Origin of the sequence: Dokdonella soli (assembly GCF_039523175.1) — a bacterium.
In the GTDB taxonomy this organism is placed as follows: domain Bacteria; phylum Pseudomonadota; class Gammaproteobacteria; order Xanthomonadales; family Rhodanobacteraceae; genus Dokdonella_A; species Dokdonella_A soli.
In genome coordinates this window covers 172,088-183,879 of the sequence record NZ_BAAAEU010000002.1, presented here as the reverse complement: position 1 = coordinate 183,879, position 11,792 = coordinate 172,088, and the positions used below count along the sequence as shown (strand labels likewise).

Below are 11,792 nucleotides of genomic sequence, written 5' to 3'. Positions count from 1 at the left end.
ACACCGCTCAGGTGCTGATGGACTGGTGTACTGCCCAGGGTGTCGAGCTTCGCTACATCCAGCCTGGCAAGCCGAACCAGAATGCCTACATCGAACGCTTCAACAAGCCCGCGGCAACTTGCTGCAGACCTGATGTTGGCAGAGCCAGTAGGTTGAGCCGCCGGCTCCGCCGTCACTGACCTCAAACGTCAGCCGCGCTCCTGACGTTCGCAGTGCAAGCAGCGTCCACGCCTTGCGATGATCTGTAGACGGTTCAAATCTTCGCCGATCCAGTCACGCGCTTCGTAGAGCGGTCGCTGCGGCTCGATCATCGAGTCGGCAAAGATCGGGCGTTTGGCGTGATCGAAGCGCAGCATGCCGACGAGCCAGAGCGCGGCCTCGATCTGATCGGGTGTGCAGCGATAACCGCTGGGCGTATGGAGGATGCCGTCGGTATCGAGCGTCCAGCCGTCAAAGGGCGGGCACAGGTCCATGATTCTTCTCCCCAGAAGAAAAAAGATTCCAGCCTAACAAACGGCGAGAGACCTTCTGCCATAATTTGACATAATAGGCATTGCGCACTTTAAGAAGTGGCTGGCACGCCAGTTGTCTGTCGGCGCTCGCTTACGTTGTCCTTAGCGCGCTAACCCTGTCATGCGCGGTAATGCTGTCATTTGCCCGCTTGAGCCAACGCGGACCACCGCTCAGTCAAGCGCTGATACGCGACGAACTTGCCCATCGCAGATAACTATGCGGCGCAAGCGTCAATTCACGGTGTGGACAAAGAAACCGCACGAAGAAACTCACCAGGGCGTCTTCGATCGTGATCTCCTCGGGAAGGCACGCGTCCTCGAACAGCGCCAGCAGCAGCGCCTGCATGCGCTCCAGTTGCCCAGTCCGCGCGAAGCGATAGGCATTTCGGAGTTGGCGCCAGCGATCGCGGGCTTGTGGCAGGCCACCCAAGAGCACCATCAGGTCGATGGCAATTGGCCCCTCGGCGTCGGCCGGACCTTCGGCTTGGATGCGTTGCAACGCATCGTCGGGCTCGGGCAAATCAAACACCGGAAAATAACCTTCTTCATGCCGTCGAGCGCGTGGGATCACAAAGCCGGCCCCGACGTTGATGATCGTGCCTTCCGCGTCGGTCGCTTCGCAGTTCTCGACAAACTCAACGTGGACCGCTGGTGCGTCGTCCAAGTACAGCCGCAGTCGGATGGGCGTAAAGCACTCGATGCAGACCGACGCGACCGGTTGTTCGCGTTCATGGCCAACTTGGATCCGAAACGTCAGCGGCTGCTGGCAAGCCATGCAGCGCAGCGGAATACGAGTGATCAAGTGGCATTGCTCCAAGTCACCAGGAAGAACACACAGCATGCAGATCCAGATTATCTGCCCTTCACCCTACCCCAACTGGAACGCCATCTGTTTAAGGCAGCCGACATACTAAAGTTTCTCGTGCGGTGTTTCGTTCCCTGGAAGATGGGAGTCGAGTATTTGGTAACTGTACGATTCCTCCGCCAGCGTGCGCGGCCACTCAGAACTTCGATTCGTGCATCTCGTTCATTTGACCCGGATACAGAGTGAACTTAAGCGACTCGGTCACCCGCACCACCGCAGTCGTGTGCCAATACCGTGACGCGCGGCTGCCAGATCCGAGCTCGTGGCGCCGCAGGATGACCAGAAGCAATCTGTCAACATCTGGCTACCGGTGACGAAGGTCTACGGCAGCAATTCGATGTACGTCGAGTCCGCACCTGGGCTGAGCGACTTCAAGCCGGTCGAACTCGAATATGACGAAGCATTCATGTTCTATGGCACCGAGATAGTCCACGGCGCGCTGGACAATCTGAGCGGTGGCACTAGGATATCGTACGACTTCCGCTTCTCGCTGTAGGGATCACGCCATGATTCGCACGCGGCTATTCGTTACCGGTGTCGTTGGCGCCGCTTTGATCGGGTGCGCAGAGTGTGTTTGCAGCCCTTCCCAAGCGACAGGGAAACAGGTTTCTCACGCACAGTCAGCAGAAGCTAGCTGTGGAAATCCAACGTATGACGAGTTGGAAAAACTTGCGAGTCAATGGGGGAAGACGCCCCAGGGTGAGTTGGCAGGTTTGGCCACAATCCGCCGCACTACGGGCGAGGAGCAAAATTCGGTACTGGGCGAGCAGTGTCCCCAGATCGGGTCTTGGTGTTCGAAGGATAACGTATTGATCGTCACATACAAAAAACCAGTCAAGCTCTGGCATGTCGAGCGATCGGTGAAGTTCCTGGAACTTTCGGAGTGGTATGCGAAGGAAGATTCTCGGTTGCTGTATACCAAGCAGCAAACAGTCGACTTTTTCGCGTTGCCGGATTGCAAGGGCTTGCCGGTGGATAGCGTCGATTTTGGTCAACCAATACCGATTCCGATTCGCCCTAATTGCGTTCCGGTCAGGTGCCCGGCTGCGACCTATGAGCCCAGCATTGTTGTCCAGTATGTCGGTTCGGTAGTCATTCCGGCGAGCGTCGAGATGGCCTTTGGGTTTGTCGGGCCAAATATGTGGGGTCGAGGCGGAGAGCTTCAATGGAATGTGACGAATCTCAATGGAAGGAAGATTGAGAATTTGCCACCCAAGCGGTGGCCCGGGAACTAGTACATCGCTTCTAGCTGCACGCTGCGGCGATCCGCGCCGTATCGATCAAGACCGTGTATACCGCGCCAATTGCGCGGTAACTCTGTCAATGCCCGCGCCATTGCTCGCTAACGCTGGCGTTCTCGCTTGCGTCGACTCGCATGGTTTCGCTATCCAATTGATCTTAAGTGGATTTATTCGAATGACAGCGTATGCGCACACCGACATGCGTGCAATCCGCTCACTAACTTCTGGGGAGAAGCAATGGCATGGACAAGCCGCCGTGTGTTGAACTTGGGAAACCGATGAACTGGTGCGCTCGCGCACTCAAAGAACAACAGATCGAAGGTCGGTTAGTGTTCAGCGCAGAAGATTTCACTCAGTCCCCGCGCAATTCATGCCCAATCGAGGCAGAAGTTTCCGACCTGCCGTGAACGGTCGCAGAAAGTTATGCCCAATCGTGAACACCTGGTAGAACTTTCTCCATAGCCGTGAACGTTCTGCTGTCGGCGTCAGATAAATCACGGTCTACACATCAAAACACAACCTCTTTGGCTCTGGACCCGATGGGCCGTTAGCGCCAGAATCTGGCGCGCAGGTGAGAGCGATGGGCATAAGGTGCTTGTACCGGTTGCTTTGATCACCAATCCCGGAACCCCATGATCACGGTTCCGGTCGTGATCATTCTTCTTGGCATCTGTGAGCACCTCTCGCCCCTGCCACAGGTCGGAACGTAGTCGATGTATGCCACGATGATCCGGCACGTCGAACGCAACGACACATTGGCGATTCACAGCATCGCGCGAGTGGGTCACTTACTTCGCTGGACTCAAGTTTGGCAGCAACGCGCCCAGTGCAGCTGTCACTGCTTTGTCGCCACCCATATCATCCGCAGCGTTCGCGGCGACCAGAGCGCCCGTACCCGATTTCGGGAACAGCACGACAACGGCGTACCAGTTGGCGTCGGAACCAAGGTGCAGGAGTACGGGGCCCTTTCGACCACCGATGGCGTCCTGGACTCCCCAGCCGACGGCCGCATTGCCGCCATGCGGATCCGTTTGCATCAGGTGATACGAGGCGGCTGTCAGCAATTTGCCGTGACCTTGAGCACCTGCCATCTGGTCAAGACAGAACTGAGCCCAATCGCGCAGACTCAAGTGAAGCTCGCCGCCGGCCGGCGCGAACATCAGCGGATTGCCGTCATCGGCTTTGACGTAGGCCGCGGTAACCGGTTTGCCGGCCCGATGCCCTCGTGGCTGGCCGTCGTGCGTCGCGGCGAATTTGGCGCTGGCCATCCCCAAGGGCTGGAATACCTCGCGCCGCATCAGGTCTTCGTAGCTCGACCTCGTCGCCCGCTCCGCAATCACGGCGGCGACGATGAATCCGGTATTGCTGTAGCTGAATGCCGAGTCGGGCGCAACAGCGGGCGCTTCTGTCAGGGCTCGGCTGATGTAAGCCAGCCGCTGCTGTGGTAACGACCGGGCATCGGTAAAGAATGTCGCAAAGAACGCGAGATCGCTGGTGTCCTGCGGCAATCCCGATCGGTGCGAAAGAAGCTGGATGAGCGTGACCGTTCGGTATTCCGGGCGCATCGTCTCGGCGAGATCAGGGAGCATCTTGGAAAGTGGGGTATTCCAGGACAGCACGCCCCTGTCCACCAGCTTGGCAATCAGGGCAGCGGTCATGGGTTTGCCGTCCGAGCCAGTGGCCCACACATCGCTGATCTTGGCGAGGTCGAATCTGTCATTTCGGCGGACGCCGCGGACGGCTTCCTGCGCGATCTTGCCGTCACGCATCTCAAGCACCGCAAGCGCGGGTGTCTGCGTTCCGTCCATGGCCTTCGCCAGCACTGCGTCGAGATCGCTGGCGCTCGCGAGTGTCAGCGCAGCGAACAAGAGAAACGCTGCCGAGGCAGCGAGAAGGCGAGACGGCATGGGACGCTCCAGTGCTTGAGATGGTTTCGTTGATCGCGACCGAGGCAACGCCGAAATGGGTCGCGACGAACCAAGAGATGGCGAAGGCGATCGGTGCTTGCACGTGCTAGCAACAACCGCACCACATCAGCGCTGGCCACAACAACCGCGCAATTCGAGCCGCGATGCATTGTCCTGCGCCGATCATTCGGTGTCCGGACGTGTCCGCGGACGGTGACCGGTCAACTGTCTGCTGTGACAGCCTGCGGCCTTTGACCTCGCACGTTGCAGAGAGCCACGTCAATTTTTCGGGAACACTGCGATGCACTGTCCGTACGGCTCACGCGCAAAACATGACACCCCCCTCGTTGGATATGTCACGCGGCGCAAGGGCCATGCCCGATCTCTCTACTTTTGAACGGTCACATTCTTGGGGGGGAGGTCAAAGGGAGCCTCGATGCGAATGATCGGCATCCGGAGATCGGGGTACAAGCTCACGTCCCTGATCGTTCCCTGCTTCTCCCCCGCTTCTCCCCTGTTGTCTTCCCTGTTCCGATCACAGGAACTTGGTGCCTCTCTGAGAAAATCTGGCGCCCTGGCGCGCTCCCCAGGTGACCGTAGCCACGCGAAGCCACATCAGAGACGCGGAATACCCTCAGCCGATTCGAGACTTGTCTTCTGAATCGGCTTTTCTATGCGCCAAATGCGGCGGCTTCCGCGATCGGGACCGCACCTCCTCCAAGCGACCATCTTGCCCAAAAAAAAGTTAGACCGGCGCTTCGCCAAACCTGTTCGGTCCTGACGTACTATCGAGAAGCACGCACAGGAGCAGGTTGACGACAACACCGACGACAGGCACGAACATGATCAGAGCGTACATGGCCGACCGGTTGGTGTCATGCCAGCGCTTGGCGGCGGATGCGAAGAATATCCACGTTGTGGTGAGCACATAGACTAACGCGACCATTGTCACCAGAGTGTTGCCCGTATCGAACATGGTCGGAAAAAGCAAAGCCACGCTGACCAGTTGCGCAGTATTTGCTGCCCAGAAGAAAAAGAATGTCTGCCTTTTGAATCGTCCGCCGGTGGCTAGGGGATGAAAGGGATTCATGGAATGAGCCTCGAAGCCTGCTATTCAAATTAAATACGAGTTTTTAAAACCAGAGAGGACAGGCTCGCCGGATAATTTTTGAATCAAGCGACCTTCAAACCAACAAACTCTACCAATACGTAGACGCGACGTAACGCTTAAAACGAACAACGACTTCGCATTACACAATTAAGGTGTTCGTCAAGAGCCTTCAGCTTTATCGTACAAGCTTCCAGCGCATGCCGGACCCGAGGCGAGCAGGTATGCCAGGGTGAGTCTGCGCATGGTTTGATCCATGTTATCGACGCGACATCTGTATGACACGTCTGCGCTGCAACAACCTAACGTCGGCGAACGGTTGACCGAGCGGGCAGCCGATTGCGCAGCAGAATGCTTCGTCAGGTCTCGACGCGATAATTTCTGCCTGCGTTCAATACTCAACGTACGTCGGAGGACGAACCGAACAACGCTTCAGATTTGTGATTGACGGTTTCGTGTGCTCCGGCTTCATTGCCTTGCTGGTCACTGGCGGCCGCCAATAGGGTTTCTATCTGCGGTCACCCAAAAGCGCTCCACTTGCAGTAAAGCGACGGCCTGCTCATGGGCTTTGTCGCTACGCGTCGTCGTGGGTTCAGGAGTCAGCCAACTCGGCCAGCTGATAGCCGAAATTGCAATCCGCCAAGCGAGCCTTCACAGGCTGTACGTTGTTGTTGGTGCGAACCGCACCTTTAGCGCTCGGCCACGAGTCCCAAGCCCGTGAAGGACGGCCAGTTCCTGGAGGCCATTTCGACGGGGTGCGGTGCCAATGCGCAGGACACCCCGCTTTCCCGAGCGTTCGGCTATTGCTGCGCACAGGGTATCAGTAACGATCACGGCCTTCCGCTTCGGGTCGGAAGCGGACATGACAAGTCTGGCGATTGTGGACTCGTCCAGCGCGCGCGGATTAGGAATCCGCGTCGAGTACCGCGATACGCTGGCCCAGCTGCTGCGCCAGGCCGCGCAGCTTGTCGACCTGCCGCGCCTCAATCAGGCAGACCGGATATTCGTCGGATTCCGTGTCGAGCCAGACCGCGACCAGTTCGGCCGGCTGTAGGATCTGCTGGATCGCATCGGCGAAGCTCGAGGTGGCGCCATACTCGTCGCCGCGGCTCGCCAGCGGCTGCCAATCGAGCTCTGCGCCGCGCCGCTGCGCCAGCATCTGCATCGCGGCGGCGAGATTGTCGGCTTGGTCCTTCCAATCGAAACTCCACAACGCGCCCCGCCGCTGCAAGCCGTCGACCAGTGCGAGCCAGAACGACACGCGCTCGGGCTCCTCGATGCCGCGCTGCAGGAGATCGTCCTCGAAGCGTTCGAAATACGTCGCGGGATCGCGAGCAGCAAGCAGCACTTCCTCGCATAAATCGGCGGCGTCGCAACCGAGCAGGGAGCACAGCGGAGCGAGCAATCGGGCTTCGATAGGCATGGCGGCGCGTTGGCAATGGAAAAGAGGGCGGCACTTGATAGCACGGACTCGCCGATGCGCATAGCCTTCGGCGCAGTTGTAATGACCCAGCGGTTTCTGCTCAGGTCATGCTGCTAATCGGTAAGCTTCATCCGGCGTCTTCATCCCCAACGCCTGATGCGGACGCCGGCCGTTATAGAACTGGATCCAGTCGCCAATCACGCGCAGCGCGTGCGGCTGGCTCTCGAAGCGGTGCCGGTGCACGCATTGCTCCTGGATCGTGCGGATCACACGCTCGACCAGGCCGTTCTGCTGCGGGCAATGCGGCGTGATGAACTCCTGGTTGGGTCCGTAGCTGCGCACCAGGCGCGTGTAGTGCCGGCTGGTGAACACCAGGCCGTTGTCCGAACGCAGCAGGAACGGCGCACGCACGCGACCCAAGCTGCCGAAGCGCGCGATCAACGCCTGCTCCAATGCCGCGCCGGCGGTCGTCGCCTTGCCCGTCCGCGCGAGGTGCCAGCCCAGCAGCTGGCGTGTGTGGCAGTCGATCACCAGCGCGAGCACCAGCCAGCCGTCCTTGCCACCCCAGACCCGACACAGGTCCGTTGACCACCGCTCGTCCGCGCGTTCGGTCGCCGATACCTTCGCCGCGATCCGCGGGCGGCTGCCCACCGCCCGCTTGCGCACCTGCCAGCCCTTCAGCTGGAAGATGCGCTGCACCGTGTTCTTGTTCATCTCGAGCAGCCCGGCCACGGTGCGGTAGCCTAACGAGGGCTCCGATTCGATCATCGCCTTGATCGGCTCAGCCAACTCCGCCTTCACCTTCGCGGGCGAGCGTCTCGGCCGGTAGTACACCGAACGCCGTGGCACCGCGAACCAGCGGCACAGCTGCGACATCGACACCACGATCCCGTCTTCACGCAGTCCCTGCTGGATCGTGACCATCAGGCCTCGTCCTTGCCCAACAGGGACGCCAATTCTTTTCGCGCGCGCAGCTCCAGCATCGCCTCGCCGTACGCTTCCTGCAGGTCCTTCAGCTGCCGCTCGCACTGTTCGCGCACGTCTTCCGGCTTCGCCCGCAGCGCGTTCTCCAAGCCGCGTTTGCCTTCCTCCACCCACGTCTCGATCTCCGACGGCGGCAGGTCGAACGCACCGCTCGCCTCCGCCACCGTCGTCTTGCCCTGGATGATCTCCAGCACCAGCGCTGACTTCCGACGCGCCGTCCAGCGTTTGATCTCTTCTTCCATCACTGCACTCATGGTGTCTCCTTCGTCAAAGGTTACACCTGAGCAGGAATTCACTGGGTCATTACATGTTCGCTTTACGTCCAATCTTTCGTTGCACAAAAGCGAAAGGCGCTCGCCGGCGGCACGCTCGATCCATCCGGCAAGCATCGACAGCTCAATCCAGTTGCACAGAGGCGATGTTCATGACAGTCGGTATCAAGGTTGGGTCAATTGTCAGTGAGATCGGAGCGTCTAGTTTTCTGAACGCTTTCTTTTCTACAGTTGCAGGCCTGCTCGAGAATGACGACGCCGGCACTCGCTTTCCGGTGATTAGCAAGGATCTTTACGAAGGACATGTCGAAGCGGGGAAGATCGAGAAAGCGATCGCAGAGCTTAAGGTCATCCACGATGAGCTGATGAAGTATCCACCGAGCGCGGTCATTTGGGATGTCGAAGATCGTTCAAAAACTCCGCCTTGGGGGAGCAGAATATCCCCGAGTATTACGTCAATGGCGAATTACTTTGTGTCGAGTACAGGAAGAGATCTCATCCAACTGCTGACCGAGACGTTTCAGCACGCCCTCAAGCACATGAGAGCAGTCGACATTGTGTAAGCGGATGCTCGAGACCGGTAGCTTGGGGTCGAAAACCGCCCTTCCCTACCGGCGACAACATTCCCCAATCGTGTGCCCCTGCCCCGCTCTGTCCGTTCCCGGCCACTAGTGGACGTTTACGCAGTCGGCGAGAGTAGCGATCCATAGTCGATCGATGTCTGTTCGTGGAGCCGTGTGATAGCCGATGCGAGCGGGCTCTACTCCGCGTTGCGTGCTTGACTCGCAATAGCATTGACATTAAATACGTACGACCGTATTGTACGATCCATGGCGAGAGCATCCCTCCGCAACAACATTCTGGAAGCCGGCCAAAAGGTTATGTTTCGCAAGGGCTATACCGGCTCTGGCGTGCGCGAAATCATGGCCGAGGCCTCCGCCCCCCAGGGCTCGTTCACGAATCACTTCCGTTCGAAGGAAGCGTTTGCTCTCGAGGTCCTCGACCTCTATTTCGATCACGTCAAAGCGCTGGTGTCCCAAGCCCTGGACGACAAGAGCTGCTCGCCGCGCCTGCGCTTGAGACACTATCTCGACTGCATCACCGAGCGTCTCGAGAAGGACGATTTCGCTCGTGGCTGCCTGATCGGCGATTTCAGTCTCGAGGCCGCCTCCCAAAGCGAGATGCTGCGAGAACGCCTCTCCGCCATTTTCAAGGAATGGCGCGCGTCCTTCGCCGCCAGCATCGCCGAGGCTCAAGCTGCCGGCGAGATCATCACGACGTTCGCCCCAGACGATCTCGCCGATTTCCTGCTCGCGTCCTGGGAGGGGGCGATCCTACGCATGAAGGTGGAACGCACCGCAGAGCCTTTGGAGCGCTTCAAGCGGATCGCCTTCGCAACTGTCTTCAAGGAGCCATGACCATGTTCGCCGATATCACCCTGCCTCAGCGACCCGTGCTCGATTCCACGATGGCCTATCGCGAGGCGAGTCGATCGGGCGCGCCCACCGTCCTCTTCCTGCACGGCAATCCGACGTCGTCCTACATCTGGCGCAACATCATTCCGTATGTCGCGCCGGTGGGGCATTGCATCGCTCCTGATCTCATCGGCTTCGGCCAGTCCGGCAAGCCTGATATCGACTATCGCTTCGAGGATCACGTCCGCTATCTCGACGCGTTCATCGATGCAGCGGGCATTGGATCGGCCTACCTCGTGGCTCAGGATTGGGGAACGGCGCTTGCCTTTCAGCTGGCGGCGCGTCGATCGGACTTCGTCCGCGGCCTCGCCTTCATGGAATTCATCAGGCCGATGCCGACATGGGATGACTTCCATCAGGTGCCCGCCGTACGCGAGACGTTCCGCAAGTTCAGAACGCCGGGCGAAGGCGAACGGATGATCCTCGACGGCAACGCGTTCGTCGAGCGAGCGCTTCCCGGTTCCATCATGAGAAAGCTGAGCGACGAGGAGATGGCCGTCTACCGCGCGCCGTTCCCTTCACCGCAATCGCGGCGTCCCACTTGGCGCTTACCGAATGAACTACCGATCGCGGGCGAACCCGCTGACGTCTATGCCGCTCTCGAACAAGCGCACGCGGCACTTGCATCCTCACGCTATCCAAAGCTGCTCTTCGCCGGCAACCCCGGAGCACTGGTCTCTCCGGCTTTCGCCGAGAGTTTTGCGGCATCCCTGTATGACTGCAGGGTCGTGCAGCTCGGCGCTGGCGCTCACTATCTCCAGGAAGATCATCCCGAAACGATCGGACGATCCGTCGCGGTTTGGATCGCCGAGATCGAGGGTGAGCGGCACCCAGGATCTAGAACGTGAGCTTGGGAACGTACTGCCTCAATAGCCCATTCGCATTCTCACTCGACAAGGCCTCCCGATCTCGGGTCGACGTATCGCGTTGCGCGGCGAGATCCACGAGCTGACTCGCTTGCTGGTCGGTCAAGCGCTGAAGATCACTGCAGCGCGCTTCGACGAGCGCTAAGGCCTCACGGGCGCGTTGCGTCGTTTCCGATGCGACCGCACACTCGGCCTGCTTCGCCGCTCGATCGCACGCAACGGTCTCGTGTGCTCCAACGAGCTGCGTCCGCTCTGACTGTATGGCTGCTTCTGCAAGGGCCGTCGCACGCTCGATCGCGGCTGCCCACAACGCGCTGACCCATGCTCAAATACGCCGCACGCACAACGCCCGATGATAGCTGGGGTCGGACACTGGGTCCAAGTGGCGAGTGCCATAGATAAGAGTGACATCCCATGCCTTCGCCGAGCCGCTCTGTGTACCGCTCCAGAACCCAGCGCCCGTAAGATTGAATAGGTGCGAAACCTTGCAAGGAAAATAAGTACTATTGTGTACAAAGCATATCTTGGGTGATGGGGTATTCGCGTTATAGATCGCCTCTAGCTCGTCAACGGCAGGCAAACGCCAACTGCCGTCTTTATTTTTGCAAAGGCTTTTCGCATCATACCAATTGATATCAAAGCCATTGTCTGCCTGCGTCCATTGCAGGCCAGTCTTAGTGTCTTTCAGTACCCCGTTACCAAGATCAGCGAACTCCGCATCCACAGGATCGCTGTGCGTTTGTACTGACGTACCGGCATTCTCTTCCGCCAGTGCGAACGCCAACACCGATTGCCTGCGCGTGGATGCGGGCCACTCAGCTGCGCTGCTGCGTGACAAATGGACACTGTCACCGCCTGACGTGAAAGCCGGAGCACCGTCGTGTGCAAGCCCTGAGATGACCCCAGGCGCGAACACTTCCGGAACAGCCGCTGCGGCTCTTGCTGAGCCAGCAAATACGCCGCAGAAGATGACTACTCTCACACCTACCGCTATGGAAACTCGCAGTCGATTCATGATGACCATCTTCCCATCACAAGATTTGTGAATGATTTTACGGACATCGTTTCTGTTGGCTCTCGCCAATTCGTGCAGTGATAGGAGGTTCGTCGCAGAATTAGGACGATTTGTCGCATGTCGC

General features: G+C 58.9%; 13 protein-coding genes and 1 pseudogene. 6 read left to right on the top strand and 8 right to left on the bottom strand.

What is annotated here, in order from left to right:
- Nucleotides 1-113 (top strand): annotated as a pseudogene (locus ABD002_RS03140) (integrase core domain-containing protein); the annotation flags it as partial.
- 75 nt (nt 114-188) lie between these two features.
- Here ABD002_RS03140 and ABD002_RS03135 read toward each other — a convergent pair.
- A complete protein-coding gene (locus ABD002_RS03135; RefSeq protein WP_343787048.1) occupies nt 189-473 on the bottom strand; it encodes a DUF3653 domain-containing protein in 285 nt (94 codons plus the stop codon).
- Nucleotides 474-687: 214 nt separating this feature from the next.
- A complete protein-coding gene (locus ABD002_RS03130; RefSeq protein WP_343787046.1) occupies nt 688-1,314 on the bottom strand; it encodes a hypothetical protein in 627 nt (208 codons plus the stop codon).
- 373 nt (nt 1,315-1,687) lie between these two features.
- On the opposite strand from ABD002_RS03130, the gene ABD002_RS03125 reads away from it, so the two are divergent.
- Nucleotides 1,688-1,873 carry a hypothetical protein gene (locus ABD002_RS03125; protein WP_343787044.1) on the top strand — a complete coding sequence of 62 codons (186 nt, stop codon included), beginning with the start codon at nt 1,688-1,690 and terminating at the stop codon, nt 1,871-1,873.
- 313 nt (nt 1,874-2,186) lie between these two features.
- On the top strand, nt 2,187-2,612 hold the full coding sequence (locus tag ABD002_RS03120; RefSeq protein ID WP_343787042.1) for a hypothetical protein: 426 nt from the start codon (nt 2,187-2,189) through the stop codon (nt 2,610-2,612).
- A gap of 794 nt (nt 2,613-3,406) precedes the next feature.
- On the opposite strand, the gene ABD002_RS03115 is transcribed toward ABD002_RS03120, so the two are convergent.
- From ABD002_RS03115 to ABD002_RS03095, 5 genes are all read right to left on the bottom strand, one after another.
- Nucleotides 3,407-4,525 carry a serine hydrolase domain-containing protein gene (locus tag ABD002_RS03115; protein WP_343787040.1) on the bottom strand — a complete coding sequence of 373 codons (1,119 nt, stop codon included), beginning with the start codon at nt 4,523-4,525 and terminating at the stop codon, nt 3,407-3,409.
- 745 nt (nt 4,526-5,270) lie between these two features.
- The gene (locus ABD002_RS03110) at nt 5,271-5,615 is read right to left on the bottom strand and encodes a DUF805 domain-containing protein (RefSeq protein WP_343787038.1); all 345 of its coding nucleotides are present in this window, start codon (nt 5,613-5,615) and stop codon (nt 5,271-5,273) included.
- Nucleotides 5,616-6,537: 922 nt separating this feature from the next.
- Entirely contained in the window at nt 6,538-7,056 is a 519-nt protein-coding gene (locus ABD002_RS03105) for a DUF6630 family protein (protein WP_343787036.1), read from the bottom strand.
- Between the two features lie 105 nt (nt 7,057-7,161).
- Nucleotides 7,162-7,980, bottom strand: coding sequence for an IS3 family transposase (locus ABD002_RS03100; RefSeq protein WP_343787034.1), 819 nt, complete (start codon nt 7,978-7,980; stop codon nt 7,162-7,164).
- Nucleotides 7,980-8,294: a DUF1153 domain-containing protein gene (locus ABD002_RS03095; protein ID WP_343787032.1), complete on the bottom strand. Its 315-nt coding sequence runs from the start codon at nt 8,292-8,294 to the stop codon at nt 7,980-7,982. The genes ABD002_RS03100 and ABD002_RS03095 overlap by 1 nt, the downstream gene beginning before the upstream one ends.
- A gap of 170 nt (nt 8,295-8,464) precedes the next feature.
- Here ABD002_RS03095 and ABD002_RS03090 point away from each other — a divergent pair, with 170 nt between their 5' ends.
- The 3 genes from ABD002_RS03090 to ABD002_RS03080 all read left to right on the top strand — a co-directional run bounded on the left by ABD002_RS03090 (nt 8,465) and on the right by ABD002_RS03080 (nt 10,635).
- Nucleotides 8,465-8,875 (top strand): Imm70 family immunity protein, encoded by a 411-nt coding sequence (locus ABD002_RS03090; RefSeq protein ID WP_343787030.1) that lies wholly within the window; start codon nt 8,465-8,467, stop codon nt 8,873-8,875.
- 267 nt (nt 8,876-9,142) lie between these two features.
- Nucleotides 9,143-9,730 carry a TetR/AcrR family transcriptional regulator gene (locus tag ABD002_RS03085; RefSeq protein WP_343787028.1) on the top strand — a complete coding sequence of 196 codons (588 nt, stop codon included), beginning with the start codon at nt 9,143-9,145 and terminating at the stop codon, nt 9,728-9,730.
- 2 nt (nt 9,731-9,732) lie between these two features.
- Entirely contained in the window at nt 9,733-10,635 is a 903-nt protein-coding gene (locus ABD002_RS03080; RefSeq protein ID WP_343787026.1) for a haloalkane dehalogenase, read from the top strand.
- A gap of 343 nt (nt 10,636-10,978) precedes the next feature.
- Here ABD002_RS03080 and ABD002_RS03075 read toward each other — a convergent pair whose 3' ends face one another.
- Nucleotides 10,979-11,668 (bottom strand): Lcl C-terminal domain-containing protein, encoded by a 690-nt coding sequence (locus ABD002_RS03075; RefSeq protein ID WP_343787024.1) that lies wholly within the window; start codon nt 11,666-11,668, stop codon nt 10,979-10,981.
- Between the last annotated feature and the right edge of the window lie 124 nt (nt 11,669-11,792).

Excerpts from the sequence above, each read along its gene's own strand:
- ABD002_RS03135 (WP_343787048.1), bottom strand. The coding sequence starts at position 473 with ATGGACCTGTGCCCGCCCTTTGACGGCTGGACGCTCGATACCGACGGC.
- ABD002_RS03115 (WP_343787040.1), bottom strand. The coding sequence starts at position 4,525 with ATGCCGTCTCGCCTTCTCGCTGCCTCGGCAGCGTTTCTCTTGTTCGCT.
- ABD002_RS03110 (WP_343787038.1), bottom strand. The coding sequence starts at position 5,615 with ATGAATCCCTTTCATCCCCTAGCCACCGGCGGACGATTCAAAAGGCAG.
- ABD002_RS03105 (WP_343787036.1), bottom strand. The coding sequence starts at position 7,056 with ATGCCTATCGAAGCCCGATTGCTCGCTCCGCTGTGCTCCCTGCTCGGT.
- ABD002_RS03100 (WP_343787034.1), bottom strand. The coding sequence starts at position 7,980 with ATGGTCACGATCCAGCAGGGACTGCGTGAAGACGGGATCGTGGTGTCG.
- ABD002_RS03095 (WP_343787032.1), bottom strand. The coding sequence starts at position 8,294 with ATGAGTGCAGTGATGGAAGAAGAGATCAAACGCTGGACGGCGCGTCGG.
- ABD002_RS03090 (WP_343787030.1), top strand. The coding sequence starts at position 8,465 with ATGACAGTCGGTATCAAGGTTGGGTCAATTGTCAGTGAGATCGGAGCG.
- ABD002_RS03085 (WP_343787028.1), top strand. The coding sequence starts at position 9,143 with ATGGCGAGAGCATCCCTCCGCAACAACATTCTGGAAGCCGGCCAAAAG.
- ABD002_RS03080 (WP_343787026.1), top strand. The coding sequence starts at position 9,733 with ATGTTCGCCGATATCACCCTGCCTCAGCGACCCGTGCTCGATTCCACG.
- ABD002_RS03075 (WP_343787024.1), bottom strand. The coding sequence starts at position 11,668 with ATGAATCGACTGCGAGTTTCCATAGCGGTAGGTGTGAGAGTAGTCATC.